This is a genomic window from Herbaspirillum sp. NPDC101397 (genome assembly GCF_044767325.1).
Classification (GTDB): domain Bacteria; phylum Pseudomonadota; class Gammaproteobacteria; order Burkholderiales; family Burkholderiaceae_D; genus Herbaspirillum.
Genome location: NZ_JBIWNS010000004.1, coordinates 104,717 through 122,342 on the forward strand (window position 1 = coordinate 104,717; position 17,626 = coordinate 122,342).

Annotated in this window: 19 protein-coding genes; 8 read left to right on the plus strand and 11 right to left on the minus strand. The window is 62.0% G+C overall.

Going from position 1 to position 17,626, the window contains the following annotated elements; genetic code table 11:
* Positions 1 to 10: 10 nt before the first annotated feature.
* Complete coding sequence (locus ACIROW_RS10970; protein WP_402275173.1) at positions 11 to 1,087, plus strand: ABC transporter substrate-binding protein; 1,077 nt, start codon at positions 11 to 13, stop codon at positions 1,085 to 1,087.
* 19 nt (positions 1,088 to 1,106) lie between these two features.
* Here ACIROW_RS10970 and ACIROW_RS10975 read toward each other — a convergent pair whose 3' ends face one another.
* The 3 genes from ACIROW_RS10975 to ACIROW_RS10985 all read right to left on the minus strand — a co-directional run bounded on the left by ACIROW_RS10975 (position 1,107) and on the right by ACIROW_RS10985 (position 4,344).
* The gene (locus ACIROW_RS10975) at positions 1,107 to 1,382 is read right to left on the minus strand and encodes a YkgJ family cysteine cluster protein (protein ID WP_402275943.1); all 276 of its coding nucleotides are present in this window, start codon (positions 1,380 to 1,382) and stop codon (positions 1,107 to 1,109) included.
* Positions 1,383 to 1,467: 85 nt separating this feature from the next.
* Entirely contained in the window at positions 1,468 to 3,585 is a 2,118-nt protein-coding gene (locus ACIROW_RS10980; protein ID WP_402275175.1) for a TonB-dependent receptor, read from the minus strand.
* A 21-nt stretch (positions 3,586 to 3,606) separates the two neighbouring features.
* On the minus strand, positions 3,607 to 4,344 hold the full coding sequence (locus ACIROW_RS10985) for a hypothetical protein (RefSeq protein WP_402275178.1): 738 nt from the start codon (positions 4,342 to 4,344) through the stop codon (positions 3,607 to 3,609).
* A 268-nt stretch (positions 4,345 to 4,612) separates the two neighbouring features.
* On the opposite strand from ACIROW_RS10985, the gene ACIROW_RS10990 reads away from it, so the two are divergent.
* Positions 4,613 to 5,521 (plus strand): LysR family transcriptional regulator, encoded by a 909-nt coding sequence (locus ACIROW_RS10990; RefSeq protein ID WP_402275180.1) that lies wholly within the window; start codon positions 4,613 to 4,615, stop codon positions 5,519 to 5,521.
* Here ACIROW_RS10990 and ACIROW_RS10995 read toward each other — a convergent pair.
* The 3 genes from ACIROW_RS10995 to ACIROW_RS11005 all read right to left on the minus strand — a co-directional run bounded on the left by ACIROW_RS10995 (position 5,515) and on the right by ACIROW_RS11005 (position 7,068).
* Complete coding sequence (locus tag ACIROW_RS10995) at positions 5,515 to 6,294, minus strand: pirin family protein (protein WP_402275182.1); 780 nt, start codon at positions 6,292 to 6,294, stop codon at positions 5,515 to 5,517. The genes ACIROW_RS10990 and ACIROW_RS10995 overlap by 7 nt on opposite strands.
* 136 nt (positions 6,295 to 6,430) lie before the next feature.
* Positions 6,431 to 6,709: a DUF4148 domain-containing protein gene (locus ACIROW_RS11000; protein ID WP_402275185.1), complete on the minus strand. Its 279-nt coding sequence runs from the start codon at positions 6,707 to 6,709 to the stop codon at positions 6,431 to 6,433.
* A 98-nt stretch (positions 6,710 to 6,807) separates the two neighbouring features.
* Complete coding sequence (locus ACIROW_RS11005; protein WP_402275187.1) at positions 6,808 to 7,068, minus strand: hypothetical protein; 261 nt, start codon at positions 7,066 to 7,068, stop codon at positions 6,808 to 6,810.
* 416 nt (positions 7,069 to 7,484) lie between these two features.
* On the opposite strand from ACIROW_RS11005, the gene ACIROW_RS11010 reads away from it, so the two are divergent.
* The 5 genes from ACIROW_RS11010 (at position 7,485) to ACIROW_RS11030 (ending at position 12,213) form a co-directional block, all read left to right on the plus strand.
* A complete protein-coding gene (locus tag ACIROW_RS11010) occupies positions 7,485 to 8,702 on the plus strand; it encodes an acyl-CoA dehydrogenase family protein (RefSeq protein ID WP_402275189.1) in 1,218 nt (405 codons plus the stop codon).
* A complete protein-coding gene (locus ACIROW_RS11015) occupies positions 8,695 to 9,525 on the plus strand; it encodes a MetQ/NlpA family ABC transporter substrate-binding protein (RefSeq protein WP_402275191.1) in 831 nt (276 codons plus the stop codon). The genes ACIROW_RS11010 and ACIROW_RS11015 overlap by 8 nt, the downstream gene beginning before the upstream one ends.
* Positions 9,526 to 9,642: 117 nt before the next feature.
* The gene (locus tag ACIROW_RS11020) at positions 9,643 to 10,401 is read left to right on the plus strand and encodes a MetQ/NlpA family ABC transporter substrate-binding protein (RefSeq protein WP_402275946.1); all 759 of its coding nucleotides are present in this window, start codon (positions 9,643 to 9,645) and stop codon (positions 10,399 to 10,401) included.
* Positions 10,402 to 10,403: 2 nt separating this feature from the next.
* Entirely contained in the window at positions 10,404 to 11,576 is a 1,173-nt protein-coding gene (locus tag ACIROW_RS11025; protein WP_402275949.1) for a methionine ABC transporter ATP-binding protein, read from the plus strand.
* Positions 11,557 to 12,213: a methionine ABC transporter permease gene (locus ACIROW_RS11030; protein WP_116436482.1), complete on the plus strand. Its 657-nt coding sequence runs from the start codon at positions 11,557 to 11,559 to the stop codon at positions 12,211 to 12,213. Before ACIROW_RS11025 ends, ACIROW_RS11030 begins: the two co-directional genes overlap by 20 nt.
* A gap of 12 nt (positions 12,214 to 12,225) precedes the next feature.
* On the opposite strand, the gene ACIROW_RS11035 is transcribed toward ACIROW_RS11030, so the two are convergent.
* Together ACIROW_RS11035 and ACIROW_RS11040 are read right to left on the minus strand one after the other, a co-directional pair.
* Positions 12,226 to 13,575, minus strand: a complete 1,350-nt coding sequence (locus tag ACIROW_RS11035; protein ID WP_402275194.1) for an LLM class flavin-dependent oxidoreductase — start codon at positions 13,573 to 13,575, stop codon at positions 12,226 to 12,228.
* 70 nt (positions 13,576 to 13,645) lie between these two features.
* Positions 13,646 to 13,999 carry a DUF3088 domain-containing protein gene (locus tag ACIROW_RS11040; protein ID WP_402275197.1) on the minus strand — a complete coding sequence of 118 codons (354 nt, stop codon included), beginning with the start codon at positions 13,997 to 13,999 and terminating at the stop codon, positions 13,646 to 13,648.
* A gap of 246 nt (positions 14,000 to 14,245) precedes the next feature.
* Here ACIROW_RS11040 and ACIROW_RS11045 point away from each other — a divergent pair, with 246 nt between their 5' ends.
* Positions 14,246 to 14,584 carry a hypothetical protein gene (locus ACIROW_RS11045; RefSeq protein WP_402275200.1) on the plus strand — a complete coding sequence of 113 codons (339 nt, stop codon included), beginning with the start codon at positions 14,246 to 14,248 and terminating at the stop codon, positions 14,582 to 14,584.
* A 16-nt stretch (positions 14,585 to 14,600) separates the two neighbouring features.
* Here ACIROW_RS11045 and ACIROW_RS11050 read toward each other — a convergent pair whose 3' ends face one another.
* From ACIROW_RS11050 to ACIROW_RS11060, 3 genes are all read right to left on the minus strand, one after another.
* Complete coding sequence (locus ACIROW_RS11050) at positions 14,601 to 15,488, minus strand: amidohydrolase family protein (RefSeq protein ID WP_402275203.1); 888 nt, start codon at positions 15,486 to 15,488, stop codon at positions 14,601 to 14,603.
* Between the two features lie 104 nt (positions 15,489 to 15,592).
* Positions 15,593 to 16,534, minus strand: coding sequence for an ABC transporter substrate-binding protein (locus ACIROW_RS11055; protein WP_402275206.1), 942 nt, complete (start codon positions 16,532 to 16,534; stop codon positions 15,593 to 15,595).
* Positions 16,535 to 16,595: 61 nt separating this feature from the next.
* Positions 16,596 to 17,606 (minus strand): ABC transporter permease, encoded by a 1,011-nt coding sequence (locus ACIROW_RS11060; RefSeq protein WP_402275951.1) that lies wholly within the window; start codon positions 17,604 to 17,606, stop codon positions 16,596 to 16,598.
* Positions 17,607 to 17,626 lie beyond the last annotated feature (20 nt).

Consider the following 17,626-nt stretch of genomic DNA (forward strand, 5'->3'; position numbering starts at 1 on the left):
AGGAAACGTCATGAAACGAACAGTTGCCGCCCTTACCTGCACCGGCGCCATTGCCGGCGCCCTGATGAGCATTCCCGCAGCGGTCAATGCGCAGGCCCGTGAAAAAGTCACCATCGCCATCGGCACCGACGTGCTCGACGCCTCGCAGGTCAACAATACCTCGCTGCCGATTTACACCAAGTGCTGGGAAAACGCCGGCCTCGACGTCACGCTGCAGCCGACCAATTCCACCACCGCCATGCAGGCGGTACTGACCGGCCAGGCCGACATGGTCAACATGGGTCCGGCGGCCGCCATCATCGCGCGCACCAAGGGTGCGCCGTTGAAGGCGGTGTACCTGAACATGCGCCACAACTTCCAGTTCCCGGTGGTGCTCGACTCCTCGCCGGTCAAGACCATCACCGACTTCAAGGGCAAAACCATCGGCGTGCTGTCGTACGGCTCGCAAATGGTACAGATCTTCAAAGGCATGCTGACCGAAGCCGGCATCAACCCGGACAAGGACGTGACGTTTGTGGAAACCGGCTCCGGCGCGCAAGCCGTGACGGCGCTGTCGAAAGGCCGGGTCGACATCTGGGGCACCTGGGATTCACAGATCGCCACGGCGGAAAACATGGGCCTGAAGCTGCGCCGCTTCTCCTCGCCGTTCGCCGAGAAGCTCAACTTCGGCGGCTCCTACTTCGTGCGCGACGACATGATCGCCAAGCGTCCGCAAACCATCGAGAAAGTCCTGCGCTGCGTGGCCATGGGTTCCGTGACGGCGCTGGCCAATCCGCAGGGATCGCTGAAAGTGCACTGGAAGGTATTCCCGCTGACCAAGCCGTCCAGTCTCGACGACGCCACGGCCATCAAGCAGGGCCTGCACATCATCCAGACACGTGGCGAATTCCTGAAACTGGAACCGGGCGTCAAGTGGGGGGAAATCCCGATCAGCGCGGTGGCCAACATGGTCGCGTTCATGAAGGCCAACAACGTCATCCAGACCAGCCCGAAACTGGAAGACCTTTACACCAACCAGTTCATCCCGGCGATCAACAACTTCGACACCGCCAAAGTGGTGGCGGCGGCCAAGGCGCTGCCGCAATAAGCCTCGACAGAGACGCGTGTCAGGCCGGAACCCTGTTCCGGTCGGGCGCGGTCAGCCGCTCCAGCGTCCCCAGCCACTGCATCGCCGTCTCGCGGCCATCGCCGCACATCTCCGCCGACGCCTGCAACCCCGAGCAACACGCAGGCCGTTCCGGCTTGCCGAAAATCGCACAACGCAAATCCTCCATCAATTGCACGCAAGGCACGCCCGCCGGCTTGCCGTCGGGCATGCCGGGAATCGGGCTGGAGATGGAAGGCGCGGTACAGCATGCGCCGCAGTTGGGGCGGCAGTTCATCGCAATGGGACGGAGCGGGAAATAAGAGAAGGTCGGCATTGTACCGCCGATTGCAAATGCCTCTCCCGCCCCGCGTTCGCTCCGCTTAAAAACGATAACGCATCGCCAGATTCACTTGCGTCCTGGCGACCGGGTCGATCAGCAACCCCGCCGTGCTGCCCACCGCAACTTCGCTGCTGTACTGATGCGGCTGCAAGACCAGGCTGGCGGTCCAATCGACCTTGCCGACCGAGTACGTGCCGCGCAGGTCGTAGCGCGAGTACGGCCGCGAATAGCTCTTCACCAGCGGCGTCCCCGAGAAATACGGCACGCCCGAGATGAAGTAGGCATCTGCATTGAACAGCAGCTTGCCCGCCGCAAACGGCGTTGCATACGCTGCGCCGGCCTTGTAGGTATCGCGCGGCACCGACAAGTCGCTGGCGGTGCCCGGCGCCGCACTGTTGATGTGGGCGCGGATGATGCGGCCGAAGCTGCCGTAGATGCTGAAGTCGGACGTGAAGTCGAAGCTGCTCTCCACCTCCCAGCCATCGCGCGTGGTGTTGCCAACCGGACCGAAGACGTTCGGCGCGATCTGCGCGATTTCATTGTCGTTGACGGTGTGATAGCTGGCCGCGGACATATGCCACCTCGACGTCGCGCGCAAGTTGAAGCCGAAGTCATAGGACGTGACCTTGGACGGTTTCAGATCGGGAAATGACGATCCGCCATTCGCGCCCAACGGCCCCAGCGTGCCGCTCGGACTCAGCTCGCTCTGCGCCGGCGAACGGAAGCCGCTGCCGCGATTGGCAAACAGATCGATGCTGCTGACGGGCGTCCACACCACGCCGAATTTGGGCGTCGCCACGGACTGCTTGTAGCTCAGGGACGCCGCCGGCAACTTGCGGTTGCTGATGTCGTAGTCGAAGGAATCCAGTCGCAGGCCGGCCAGCAGTTTCAGACTCTCAAGCAGCTTGTACTGGCCCTGGGCGAACACGCCATACGTCACCAGATCGAGATCCTGGTCCAGGCTGTAGTTCGTTCCCGGCAAGCTGTTCGGCCAATTCTGGTTGAGCGCGGTGCCGACGTCGCGACGCACATCCACACCGAACGCCAGCGCAGCCTTGTCGCCGAACAGCATGTCGTAGACGCCGCGCGCGCCCATGATGCGGCGATCGTCCGCAGCCACGTTCAGGGCTGTGGCGTTGGCGCCGGTGGCGCGGCGGCGCTCGTAGTCTTCCACATAGGCCGAGACGCGCAGGCCTTCAGCGCCGCTGGCCGGCGCGCGCGACAGCACCAGGCTGCCGCGCCGGGCGTCGCCCCACAGCGGCGGCGAGCTTGGATCGCGTTGTGTATCGCTGACCTTGCCGCTGCGCAGGTCATTGACGTTGAGGAAGCCGGCGGCGTTCCAGTCGGACTTTTGATAAGCGGCGCGCACTGCCCACAGGCTGTCGCCCTGGATCATCGACTCCTTGATGAACAGACTGCCGCGCTCACCGTCGCTGTTGGCGCGAAAGCCGCCGATCTCGTACAGATCAGCCACGACCAGCGACTGGATCGGTCCCGACTTGCCCGATATCACGGCGTTGAGACGTTTCGATCCCTGGCTGCCGACGCTGATGGCTATGCTGTTTTCGGCGACGTTGCGCGTGGTGATGCTGACGGCGCCGGAGCGGTTCTGATCACCGTAAAGCGCCGAGAACGGTCCCTTGATGACGTCGATGCTGTCTATCATTTCCGGGGTGAGCCAGGACATGTCATTCATGCCGTGGTTGATCGCCGAGGACGGCAGGTTCTGTGGTACACCATCGATGTAGACGGCCGTGTCGGCGCCGTGTGACGAGCTGAAGAATCCGCGCATCTTGATCGAGTTGCCGATGTCGCCCTGGTCCAGCGTATGCGCCATGACGCCGGGCACGCGCCGCAACAGGTCGGAGATATCGCGGCCGACATTGGTGCGGTCGATCTCGGCGCGATCGATTACGGTGACGCTGGTCGGCAATCCACTGTTCTCGTTGCTGACGGCGGATTTGACGACATTTCTGCTGTCGCTCTTGCCGGCGCTCACGGAAATTTCCGGCAGGCTGGATTCGTTGGTTTGCTGGGCAGAGACGGCGATACTGAAGCTTGCTGCAAGCAAACCCAGTGAATAGCGTGACGTATATTTTTTCGATGGCAGCGTCTTGCCGCGCAGGCGACCTGCGGCCTGCCGGATTTTATTGTTCATGGTCCTTCCCCTGGCTTGTTTTTAGTGGTCGTGATCGTGTGCGGCGTAATCGGGCGTGAAGGTCTTCGGACCTTTCGCTTGCACCACGGTCAGGCCGAGGCGATGGCGGATGCGCTCGAAGTGTTTGCCCTCGAAATCGCCGCTGACGTCTTCGAAGTAGGTCGCCTCGATCACGTAGTTGCCGCGCCATGGCGTCGCGATGGTTGCCAGACCTGCGGCGTCGGTGCGCAGATCGGTAATCCAGCCGTTCGGCGCGATCAGCTTGGCCTTGAACTTCGCCAGCGGCGCGCCCCTGAAACTGAATCTCAATTGATTGGCGACGCCGGTAGGAACCGCATCCAGATTCAGCGCGGCCGGAAAGACGCGATCGATCTGTACGTGACGGACATAGAAATTGAGTTTGAGAATGCCGAGCTTGTAGGCGCTCAGGTCCTTGACCGGCACAGAGACGTCCTGTCCGATCAGGCTGTCGTCGCTGGAAAGCGCCGGCGTGCTGACGAAACCGTCGTGCGTCTTCCTTGCCGTGCGGGACGTCGTGACGACATCGTCTTTCTTGTGCTGCTGCACGCTGAGGGTCAAGTTGGCGAATTCGTCGAGCCGACCCGGGGAGGCTTCGCGCACGTTTTCGTCGACGCCGCCGAAGTAGATCAGATTGCCTTTGGATGTGTTTTCGGACCAGAGATAGTGCGCCTGCGCAGGCACCGAGGCGAACAGGGACAAGGCCGCGCAGATCAGTGCGGCTGAAGTGATTTTTTTCATATTGTCGTGAAGAAGGAAGCGGATGGAAGGTCGTGCGTAGCTCGCTCCGGCATCCGGCCGGCGAAAACAAACCGCACTCATTTTGCAACAGTGTTGCATTGTGCCCGCATCGCGATACATTTGCAACAGTGTTGCAATTAGCGATGAAATGTCCCCGGCATCGCTTCAACCTCGCCCTGATGCCGTCCCGTACACGCTGTCCGCGTCGCTGCGGCATAATCCATCAGACAACATCAAAGATCGCATCACGATCAACAAGGGAAGGTGCATGACGCAAGATCTGAACGACCTCTATTACTTCGCGCAGGTGGTGGACCACCGCGGCTTCGCCGCTGCCGGTCGCGCGCTGGGCATTCCCAAGTCGAAACTGAGCCGGCGCATCGCGCAACTGGAAGAACGCCTCGGCGCGCGCCTGATCCAGCGTTCCACGCGCAGCCTGTCGGTAACCGAAATCGGCCAAAGCTATTACGAGCACTGCAAGGCGATGCTGGTGGAAGCCGAAGCAGCGCAGGAAGCCGTCGAACGCAATCGCGCCGAACCGCAAGGCACGGTGCGGCTGACCTGTCCGGTGGCGCTGCTGCACGGTCGTGTGGGAGTGATGCTGGCCGACTTCCTGATCGAACATCCGCGCGTGACCTTGCAGGTGGAGTCGACCAACCGGCGCGTCGACGTCGTCAACGAGGGTATCGACGTCGCGTTGCGCGTATTGCTGCCGCCGCTGCAGGACAGCGATCTGGTGTTGAAGATTTTTGGCGTGCGTCACTGGTGCCTTGCGGCCAGCCCGGCCCTGCTGGAAAAATGCCGCGTCCCCGAAGTGCCGGCCGACCTGCATCGTTTTCCCAGCATGAGTCTGGCCATCCCGGTGGAACAGCATGTCTGGCATCTGGAAAACGCCGACGGCGAATCTGCATCGATCCGCCACACGCCGCGCCTGATGACCGACGACGCCACTGCGCTCAAACGCGCCGCCGTGGCCGGCGCCGGCATCGTCTATCTGCCGACCATGGTGGTGATTGATGAATTGCGCAGCGGTGCGCTGGTGAAGGTCTTGCCCGAGTGGTCACCGAAATCCGGCATCATCCACGCCGTGTATTCGTCACGGCGTTTCCTGTTGCCGTCGGTGCGCCAGCTGATCGACTTCCTCGCCAAACGCTTCGACGAGCTCGAAGACTACTGAAGCACCGCGCTGCCGATGTCCAGCGGGTCGCCGCTTAACAGCAGCGCCACGGTGTCCGCGCGGGTTTCCAGGAACAAGCCGCTGCCGGGGCGATCCAGCATGACGACTTCGCCGCCCAGCGCTGCATGATCGCCATTGATCAGCACAGAACCGCTCAGGATTGCCAGCAATAGCGTGCGCCCCTCGACGGTCTTGAATTCGCTCGTGGAACGGGCATTCAGTTGCAACTCCCATACATCGAAGGCCGACGTCGTCGGCATCGCGCCACGTCGTTTCAGGCAATCGCCTGCGATCACGCGGATGCTGCCGGCGCCGTCGGGTAAGGCGATGGAAGGGATTTTGTCGGCGGCGACAGTCTTGCCGGTGCACGACAACGATGCCTGCGTCGGCGCATCTATCCACAACTGCAGCACTTGCGGGGATGCTTCACGCTTGCCGCTGCGATTCGCTGCCGGACGATAAATTCCCGCGTCCTGTTCAGCGATCACGCTGCGGTATTGCACGTCGCCGGCGCTGAGGACCTGCTTCTTGCCATCGGCGTCGACATATTCCAGGCGACCTTGCTGCACCATCGTCAACACTTTGCAGCCGCGATACAGCTGGCGCGCGCAGGCATCCGGCGCAGTGCTGTCCGCCGATCCGACATGGTCGAGCAACAGGAAAGGACTGACGTGCTGTCCCAGCATGCGCTTTGAAAACAGGGTATGCGCGAGCAAGCCGTCGCCGATGCGATGCTGCCTGGAACTGCTGTAGATACCGAGGATTTTTTTCATGATAAGCGCCGGTCCCGAACTGCGAACCGGCGTTTCCGATGATCCGCCGGCAAGACCGGAAGGCGGGGTTCGACCGGTCTTGTCAACGTTGGAAAATTGCTCAACGATTGTTGATTGCTCAACAATTGTTCAGCGATCAGGCGCCGTTGAAGTCTGTACCGCCATGTTGACGGGCTTGCTTCAGTTCTTCAACAACAGCCTGGCGCGAGACGGTGGACTTGTGCTGCACTTCGACCGGATACAGATCGTTGTTGATGATCTCGCCGTTGGCGCGCGCTTGCTTCAGTTCTTCGATCACTTCGGCGCGGGTCTTGTGCGAAACGAATTGTGTTTCTGGCGGATAGGCTTCTTCGGCCATGGCGCTGCCGACGATGGAAAGGAAAAGCAGGCCGCCGGCGATTTTCTTGATGTTCATGATGGTTCCTTGGTGAGGTGGGTGTTTGTTGCACGGCTTCTCATGAAAGCCGGCAACGGAAATAGTGGTGTTGCGTGATTGCGTAAGACTGGCGTCGATTAACGCAGATACAGTGTTTCGGTGTAAGTCAGCGGCTCGTGGCGTGCCAATTTTTGCTGGATTTCCTGACGCTTGATCGAGGACTTGGTAGGCGTCTTAGCGGTTTGCTGGATGCTGACCGGCTGCGCTTGCGCAGTGTCGGACGGTTCGTTGGCGGCCAGTGCGCTGCCGGCGGCGAAGGTGCCGGCGACGGCGACCAGCAGGACGGTGGCGGTGAGTTGCAGGACGCTGCGGTCCAGACGTGCGGTAGTGGTGTTCATGGTGATGCTCCTTCTTTGCATTGTGTGCGTTGTTAGCGTTGTGCTTGTGGCAACGAAGCGTTCGAAGCCTTCCGGTAAAGCGCAGCGGCGTTTGCTGTAGTGAGGTGCAAGTGCGACTGCTTGGACTCAAGTGTAGGTTTTGCGTTGAAAGTGCACTAGGAGGCAAAATCCGGATTCATCGTTCTATCAGTAGAACAATGAACACCCTTGAATTCCCGCCTTCCGTCCCCGAACGGGGAACGCCCTCGCGCCGAGCAGTAGCCCCAGTCTTCTGCAGGAGGGCATATGGATATCTGTTTATCTTCGTTATCAAGCGAGTTTTGCTGCCAGATAATCGGCGCTTGACTGTACGGACTTGCTTCGCTGCAAGTCCGTGCGCATCACTTTCATCGCGAAGCAGATAACCGAGGCAATCCATGACCCAAGCATCACATCCGCCGTCGTTCGACGCCTTGCTGGCGCGTTTCGAACCCATCTTCGCGCGCATCGCGGAAGGCAGCATAGCCCGCGAAAACGACCGCGAGCTTCCGTACGAAGCCGTGCAATGGCTCAAGGATGCCGGCTTCACATCGCTGCGCGTGCCGGTCGAACATGGCGGCAGCGGCGCCACGCTGCCGCAGTTCTTCAGCCTGCTGATCCGCCTGGCGGAAGCCGAATCGAACCTGCCGCAGATCCTGCGCGTGAACGCCGGCTTTACTGAACTGCTGCTGGAGCGCAAGGACGACGACGACACGCGTCACTGGCTCGGCGTGATCGGCAAGGGCGAGACCTTCGGCGCGGCCGCCTCGGAGCGCACCGGCACCACCGGCAACTCGGTCACTGTTGCGCCGGATCCGGACAAACGTCCCGATCACTTCCTGCTGAACGGCGAAAAATATTATTCAACCGGCACGCTGTACGCCGACTGGATCCTGGTGCGCGCGCACGACGACGAGTCCGATCTCAACGTGCTGATTCGCAGCAACACGCCCGGCGTGACGCGCGTGGACGACTGGGACGGCTTCGGCCAGCGCCTGACCGGCAGCGGCACCACGCGCTTCGAGAAGGTCTTGATCACGCAGCAGCAGATCCTCGATCGCTATCACGTCTCGCAACCGCGTCGCAACACCATCATCACTGCGTTCTACCAGACCGTGCACCTGGCCACGCTGGCCGGCATCGCACGCGCCGTGCAACGCGATGCGGTGGCATTCACCCAGGCACGCACGCGCACCTTCGGCGTGCCGGGTCAATCGAGCCCGCGCGAAAACCCGCTGGTGCATCGCGTGGTCGGTCGCCTCGCCAGCCTGGCGTGGTCGGTGGAACAACTGGTCAACGCCGTCGCCAATGCCATCGAAAACGTCCATCAGGCGCGCCTGGCCGGCACCGCCAAACCGGAGGACTACATCGCGCTCGACGTGCAGACCTTCCAGGCCCAGCAGGTCGTCATCGGTCAGGTGCTGGAAGCCGCCACGCTGCTGTTCGAAGTCGGCGGCGCCTCGGCCACCAGCGACAAGCGCCGCCTCGATCGCCACTGGCGCAATGCGCGCACGCTGGCCTCGCACAATCCGGCGACGCAGCGCGAAGCCGCCATCGGCGACTACCACCTCAACGACAATCCGCCCAACGAACGCTTCGGGGTGTCGTATGCGTAAGAATATTTTCTATCGTCTCTTCGCTGCGCTCGCGTTGGGCAGCATTGCACTGTTCGCCGCACAGGCATCGGCAGCGCCGCAAAGGCCCGAGCTGCGCGTGGGCTTCGTGCCCGGTCCTTACATCGACGAGTTCAAGGTCGGCGTGCAGCCCGAGCTGGAGAAGAAAGGCTACAAGATCAAGTACTACGAATTCAGCACCGGACTGGAAGCCAACAGCGCAGTCTTCAAGGGCGACATCGACGCTAACGTGATGCAGCACTCGGTGTTCCTGAAGTCATACAACGAGCGCAACAAGACCGACCTGGTCGGCATCGTGCAGGTGCCGACGCCGCCGATGGGCCTGTATTCGAAGAAGCACCGCAGTCTCGACGGCCTCAAGAAAGGCTTTACCGTCGCCGTGCCGAACGATCCGGTCAATCTGCAACGCGCCCTGTGGATCTTGCAGCGCCTGGGCTGGATCAGGATCAAGGAAAACGCCAATCCGGTCGACGTCACCGAACTCGACGTGGTCGAGAACAAGGCCGGCCTGAAACTGGTGCTGCTGGAAAATGCCCAGGGTCCGCGCGCACTGGACGATGCCGACTTCGCCGCGATCCAGGGCAACTTCGCCATCTTCGCCAAGCTCAAGCTGTCGGAAGCCTTCATCCTGGAAGACATGACGCCGGCCTACATCAACGTGCTGGCGGTCAAGAAAACGAAGCAGACCGAACAATATGCACGCGACATCGTCGAGGCCTATCGCTCCGACACCTTCCAGAACGCGATCCGCGCCGATCGCTTCTACGACGGCTTCCGCCTGCCCGACTATTTCAAGACCAAGTAAGCCTGATCACTTCTCCCGCATCACTACCCTGCTCATAAAAACATCAGAGGAACCAGCATGAACCTGTCTTACCGATTCCGCGTGCACGCCATCGTCGCCGCCGCACTGATCTCCGTCATGGGCCTCGCCCAAGTCCAGGCCGCCGACAAGACCCTGCGCGTCGGCGTGCGCGGCGGCACCGACGAACAGATCTGGGAAGTCGTCACCAAGGTCGCCAGGAAGAACGGCCTGAACGTCGAAGCGGTGGTCATCTCGGGCGCAGCCAGCCCGAACGAAGCGCTCAACAACGGCGACCTCGACGCCAACTCGTTCCAGCACATTCCCTTCCTGCGCGACCAGATCAAGCAACGCGGCTACAAGCTGAGCGTGGTCGGCAACACCTACATCTCGCCAATCGCGTTCTATTCGAAGAAGTACAAATCGATCAAGGACCTGCCTGACGGCGCCAAAGTCGCCATCCCCAACGACCCGAGCAACCAGACGCGCGCACTGGTGGTATTGCGCGACGCCGGCCTGATCACGCTGCGCGACGGCTTCGATCCGTTCACCGGGACGGTATCGATCAATGACATCACGGCGTACAAGAAGAAGATCACCCTGACCGAAGCCGCCTCGGTGGTGCTGGCGCGTTCGCTGGAAGACGTCGACACGGCCGCCATCGTCAACACCTTCGCCTATCAGGCCGGCCTGATCGCCACGCGCGACGGCATCGCCGTCGAGAAGCGAGAAAACAATCCCTACGTCAACATCATCGTGGTGCGCGAGCAGGACAAGAACGCCGCGTGGGTGGCGCCGCTGGTGAAGGCCTATCAATCGGAAGAAGTGCGCCAGTTCATCCAGAAGCAATACGGCGGCTCGGTGGTGCCGGTATTTTGAGTATCGCGGCATTGATCGGCGCCGGCGCTGAGGCTGGACAGCCGACGCCGGCGGCGCCCGTAGCTTCAGCGACGCCGCTGCCGTCACCTGCTGCGACAGCAGCCGGCGACGTGCATCTGAGTTTTTCCAAGGTTTCCAAACAATATCCGGCGCCGAGCGGCATCGTGCACGCGCTGCGCGAGGTCTCGTTCACGGTCGCGCGCGGAGAGATCTTCGGCATCATCGGCCGCAGCGGCGCCGGCAAGTCGACCTTGCTGCGCACCATCAATGCGCTGGAGCTGCCCGATGCCGGCGGCATCGCCATCGACGGCCTGCAAGTCGGCGGACTCGACGAGGACGGGCTGGTGCACCTGCGCCGCCGCGTCGGCATGATCTTCCAGCATTTCAATTTGTTGTCGGCCAAGACCGTGCGCGACAACGTCGGGCTGCCGCTGCGCGTGGCCGGCGTCAAACCCGACGTGGTGCGCAGGCGCGTCGACGCCCTGCTTGAACTGGTCGGCCTGAGCGACAAGGCCGAGGTGTATCCGGCCAAACTCTCGGGTGGCCAGAAACAACGCGTCGGCATTGCGCGAGCGCTGGTGCACGATCCGGAAATCCTGCTGTGCGATGAGGCGACCTCGGCGCTCGACCCCGAGTCGACGCAAGCCATCCTGGCTTTGCTGCGCGACATCAGCAGCAAGATGGATCTGACCGTGGTGCTGATCACGCACGACATGGCGGTGATCCGTGAAATCTGCGACCGCGTGCTGGTGCTCGACCATGGCCAGGTGGTTGAACAGGGTGAAGTGTGGCGCGTGTTCGGCGACCCGCAGGCGCCCGCCACGCGCGCGCTGCTGCGTCCGCTGCAGCACGGCTTGCCGGCCGACCTGGCGGCGCAATTAGTCGACGACCTCGACGGCCGCCCCGGCAATGCGCTGCTCAGCCTGCGCTTCAACGGCGCGGCGCAGCCGCAGGGCGTCAGCCTGCAACAACTGGCTTTGCTTGGTCCCGACGCCACGCTGATCCACGGCGGTCTCGATCGCATCCGCGGCCATGCACAGGGAAGCTTGCTGGTGTCGTTGCCGATCGCATCGTGGCAATCAATAAAAACCAACGGCGTATTCGGGCAGAACTTTGGACAAAAGCACGGCGCCGATTTCATTGAGGTTCTCGGCTATGTCCCTGCCACCGCTTAACAAATATTTCCAGGCGTTTTTTGAAACCCTGTTGATGGTGAGCGCCTCGGCGCTGATCGCCATCGGCCTGGGCCTGCTGCTGGCGATCGTGCTGACGGTGACCGCCAAAAGCAGCCTGTATCCGAAGCCGCGCCTGCATCGCGGCTTGTCGGTGACGGTCAACATCTTCCGTGCGGTGCCGTTCATCATCATGCTGGTGGCGCTGTTGCCGGTGACGCGCTTCCTGGTCGGCACCACACTTGGCACCTGGGCCGCAGTGGTGCCGCTGACGGTCAACCTGATTCCGTTTTATGCGCGCATTGCGCAGGTCAGCCTCAACGACGTCGATCCCGGACTGGTCGAAGCGGCGCGCGCCATGGGTTGCCGGCGCCGCCATATCATCCGCCACGTGCTGTTGCCGGAAGCCTTGCCTGGCATCGTCGGCGGCATGACGGTCAGCGTGATCGCGATGATCAACGCCTCCGCTATGGCCGGCGCAGTCGGCGCCGGCGGACTGGGCGACCTGGCGATTCGTTACGGCTACGAGCGCTATGAAACGCGGGTGATGTTTGAAGTCATCGTGATTTTGATTGCGCTGGTATCCGTCATCCAGCTGGTGGGCGAGCGGGTGTCACGCCGCTTCGACCACCGCCATTGATCAAGCAGCTGATCAGGCAGCGTCGGCGATGCTGTTGCGTCCGCCCGGACGCGCCAGTCCCAGATGTTCACGCAAGGTCGTGCCTTCATAGTCGCGACGGAAGATGCCGCGTTTCTGCAGGATAGGCACGACGCCGTCAGTAAAGTCCTGCAGACCGCTCGGCAGCGCATCCGGCATCAGGTTGAAGCCGTCGGCCGCGCCGCCCTTGAACCAGTACTCGATGTCGTCGGCAATCTGCTCCGGCGTGCCGACCACGACACGGTGACCGCCGCCGCCCGCCAATGCATAGACGAGTTGTCGCGCGGTATAGCCGTGCTGCCGCGCCTGAGCCAGCGTGGCGTTAAAGAAGGTGTGATTGCCGTTGCCGTTATTGGGCAAGGCAATGTCGTCGGGCAGACGCTCATCGAGTTTGATGCGTTCCGGCGCTACGCCGAGGATGCCGGCCAGACGATTGATGTTGTAACTCCACGGGATCATGTCGATCAGCTCGTCGCGCCGGCGGATCGCATCGGCCTCGGTGGCGCCGATGATGGTGGTCAGTCCGGCCAGGATCTTGACCGCATGCGGACCGCGTCCGTAGGCGGCTGCGCGCGCATTGAGCTCGCGTCCGTAAGCCAACGATTCCTCGAACGACTGCGACGCCGAGAACACTGCCTCGGCATGGCGCGCCGCGAGATCGCGGCCGTCGGCGGAACCGCCCGCCTGCACCAGCACCGGATGGCCTTGCGGCGTGCGCGGCAGGTTGAGCGGACCGTGTACGGAAAAATGTGTGCCGCGATGCGCGATCGGCTGCACCTTGGCGGTGTCGATGAAGCGGCCGCCGACCTTGTCGCCGATGACCGCATCGTCTTCCCAGCTGTCCCACAAGGCCTTGACCACATCAGTGAACTCGGCCGCGCGCGCATAGCGCTCAGCGTGGTTCGGCACGGCGTCACGGCCGAAGTTGCGCGCCGAGCCAAGATCGGCGGTGGTGACCACGTTCCAGCCGGCGCGGCCCTTGCTGACGTGGTCCAGCGTGGCGAAGCGGCGCGCGATGTTGTACGGCTCGTTGTAGCTGGTCGAGGCCGTGCCGATGACGCCGATGTGGGTGGTCGCTGCGGCGACGCTGGCCAGCAGCACGGTCGGTTCCAGCGCGGTAATGGGCCGGAAGTCGATCTGCTCGATGATGGAGGCGTTGTCGGCCAGGAAGACGGCATCGAACTTCGCCGCTTCGGCGATCTGCGCCACGCGGATGTAATGACCAACGTCGATGAAGGCATGGGGATCGGCGTCGGGCAGGCGCCAGGCCGAGGGCACGAAACCGGAATGCAGGACGTTGATGTTGAGATGCAGCTGGCGCGGGCGCACGGACGTGTCGCTCATGAGTAAACTCCGGTGGGGTCAGGGCAGATCGGATGCGCCCGCGCCGTTGCCGGCGCGAGACTACCGTGCATCAATGCACTTTGAAAAAGCCGTGGCGTTCGGCCAGCAAGTCGAGGATGCGGCGCGTGTCGGTGACAAAGCGCTTGTCGCCGAGTTGCTGCACGTGCGTGCTATCGGCCGGCAGCGGCTGTTCGTCGCCGAGGATCAGTACCGGCAGGCTCTGGTGATCGGCATCGAGCGCGGCGACCACCTTCTGGCGCGGCTTGGCGAACGGCAGGCGCTCGATGTCGAGGCGTCCGGCATGTTCCGGATCACCGGCCAGCAGGCCCTCGATGGGCGCGCCGTCGGGGCAGATGAAACGCTCACCAGGGTGGTTCGGGTCGGTAAATCCTGCTTCCAGCAACAACAGCAAATCTCGGCTCATGGCGCACTCCGGAAAGAGAAAATCAATCCTTGATTCTCTGGCGCGCGCCACGCCGCCGCCACGAATATATCCGCATATTCATATACCGCGTGCAGTCTTGGATGGGGCTCGCGCCGGCACATCCGAAGACGGATTTGAAAGCAAGAACTCGTATTGCGCCGAGGGACAATTTTGGAATATACTGGATTTATGTACAGTATAATTCGACAACTAAGACATGAGGGAATCCGCCGCACTGAGGCGGAAGTGGCTGCCGACGCCGGTTTCGCCGGCATCGTGACGATGAGCATGGCCGGCACCACGCGCCAGATGACGCTGAGCGCACCCGAAGGTGCGGACAATGCGGAAGGAGCGACGGTATTGTTGCTGTCGCCGCTGTATGAACCGCAATTGCTGAGCATGCATGCCGACGGCATGATCGTGCGCGGCTGGCAGCGCGTTCTGAATGATCGCACCGGCAAGAACACGCCGGGCGCGACCTATCTGCAGGAATGGGTGCTGACGCTGGTGGCACAGCGACCGGCCAACATGCGCGAACTGAACGCCGTGATGGCAACGCCCTTGCAACTGGTGCAGGGCAAATGAAAAATAACCGTCCGGGCTATCCGACTTTGATGCCGTAGCAACGCGCCGCCGTCCCGCCCCATAGCGCAGCCTGCTCGTCTTTGCTGAGATTGCTCGCGGCCCAGTCGGCGACCAGATCGGCCACCTTGTCGTAAGAGTCAGCCAGCAAACACACCGGCCAGTCCGAGCCGAACATCAGGCGCTGCGGACCGAAGGCTTCCAGCGCGGTATCGAGACAGATGCGGATGTGCTGGTAGTCGGCCGGCTGCAGGCCGTGCTGCCAGTCGGCTTCGGTGACCAGTCCGGACAGCTTGCAGACCACGTGCGGCAATTCACCCAGCGCCAGCAATTCCTTTTCCCAGCGCCACAGGGCGTCGTCGCTTTTGCCGCCGTTTTTGCCAAACTCGCGCAGCGCCGGCTTGCCGAGATGGTCCAGCACCAGCCAGTGCTTGTCATGGCGCGCGCAGAATGCCTGCGTGTCGGCCAGTTGGCGCTCAAACACCAGCACGTCGTAGACGTAGTCGCGCTCTTGCAGCAGCGCCACGCCGCGATTGAAATCGGCATGTTCGAGGAAGGCGCGCGCGTCGGCTTCGTCCTGCACCTGATGACGAAATCCCAGCAGCTTGTCGCCGCCATGCCATTCATCGAGGCGCTCGCCGAGATCGGGTACGGCGAGGTTTTCCCAGCCGACCACACCGGCGATGAAATCATTCTCCTGCGCCAGTCCAAGCAGGAAGCGCGTCTCGTCGCGGCCCGAACGCGCCTGCACGGCAATCGAGGCATCCACCTGATGTGCGCGCAACAACGGGAGCAAATCGGCAGGCAGCTTGTCCTGCGCCAGCACGCCCATGCCGGCCCCTATCCATGGGTAATCTTCCGCGCGATAGCGCCAGAAATGTTGATGTGCATCGATGCGCATGGTCATGGTCTGATCAAAGTAAAAATTGAAAAAATCAAACGAGAATGCCGGCGCATCCGCTTGGTGCGAATGCCGCCGGCATCGGATCCTCAGATCAAATGATCAGACGATCAGTCGTACAGCACGGCTGCGATCTTCGGATCGGCGATGTTGCTCTTGTCGTACCAGTAGAAACCGGTATCGATGATCTTCGGCAGCTTCTCGCCCTTGAGCGCCTTCACTGCAGCTTCGACGGTCTTGTAGCCGATGCCGACAGGATTTTGCGTGATCGCGCCTGCCATCTGGCCGTCGCGGATCGCATCCTTCTGTTGCTTGCCCGAGTCGAAGCCGACGATAACGACCTTGCGCTTCATTTCCTTGGCGCCGTTGAGCACGCCGATGGCCGAACCTTCATTGGTGCCGAAGGCGCCCTTGAGTTTCGGATAGGCCTGCAGGATGGACTTGGTGACTTCAGTCGACTTCAGCTGGTCGCCCGCGCCGTACTGGATGCTGACGATCTTGATCTTCGGATAGGCCGACTTGATGCGATCGACGAAGCCATCGCGGCGGTCGATGCCGGTGCGGCTGGTCTGATCATGCGCGACCACGGCGACTTCGCCTTCCTTGCCGATCAGCTCGGCCATCTTGTCGGCAGCCAGCGCGGCGGCGGCCTTGTTGTCGGTGGTGGCGGTGGTGACCGGGATGTCGCTGTCGACGCCGGAGTCAAATGCGACCACCGGAATCTTCGCGGCTTGCGCCTTCTTCAGCAGCGGCAGCGCAGCCTTGCTGTCGAGAGCGGCGAAACCGATCGCCTGCGGCTTCTTGGCCAGTGCAGCGGACAGCATGTCGATCTGCTTGTCGACCATGGCTTCGGTTTCCGGTCCTTCGAAGGTCACCTTGACCTTGTAGTCGGTCGCGGCCTGGTTGGCGCCGGCCTTTACCGCTTGCCAGAATTGGTGCTGGAAGCCCTTCGAGATCAGCGGAATATAGACTTCCTGCGCTTGTGCGATGCCGCTTGCACCGAATGCAAAACTGAGGCCGAGGGCGATGTTGAGGGCTCTTCTCTTTATCATTTTTAAGTCTCCTTGATGAATGTAAAAACAGCGGGGGTAAGGCAATTTTCTTGTTTTACTTTTATTGACGACGGCGACGCAGGATGTCCATGTACACCGCCAGGATGATGATCACGCCGGTGACCACGGTCTGCCATTCCTGCGCCACCGACATGATGCGCAGGCCGTTGATCAGCACGCTCATGATGAAGGCGCCGATGATGGTGCCGAGGATGGTGCCGGTGCCGCCCGACAGCGAGGTGCCACCGATCACCACGGCGGCGATGGCGTCGAGCTCATAGCCCTGCCCCAGCGCCGGTTGCGCGGAATTCAGGCGCGAGGCGATCAGCAGGCCGGCGATGCCGCAGATGGCGCCGCTGACGGTGTAGACGGTGACCTTCCAGAAATCCACCTTGACGCCGGACAGGCGCAGCGCTTCTTCGTTGCTGCCCAGCGCGAAGGTGTAGCGGCCGAACACGGTCTTGTTGAGGATGACGCCGGCGGCGATCGCCACCAGGAACAGGATCAGCACGGCGTTGGGAATCGGCAGCGCCGGGATCAGGTCCCCGATCAGCGACTCCTGCGAAATCTGCGGGAACGACGGCGTGTCGTTGAAGTAGATCGGCTTGGTGCCGGAGATCACCAGCGACAGGCCCTTGAGCAACATCATCATGCCCAGCGTGGCGATGAATGGCGGCACCTTGAGCTTGGCGATCAGCATGCCGGAGGTCCAGCCGCACAGCGCGCCGAAGAAGATCGCCGCAAAGATGCCGAAGTAGATCGGCAGACCCCAGTAGGTCAGGAACACGCCCGCCATCACGGAACAGAACGTCATCATGGTGCCCACCGACAGGTCAATGCCGGCGGTGATGATGACGAAGGTGCAGGCGATCGCCAGCACGCCGTTGACCGCAGTCGATTGCAGGATGCTGACGAGGTTGTCGACCTGCAGGAAGTTGTCGTTGGCGACGCTGAAGAACACCATCAGCGCCAGCAGGCTGGCAAAGGCCAGCAGCTTTTGCCGCGTCGACGGGTGGAACAGGCGCTCGCGCAGGCTGCCGGCGCCGGCTTGGGAATCGGTTGTTGGTGTCATGGTCAGGTTCGTTTGCGACA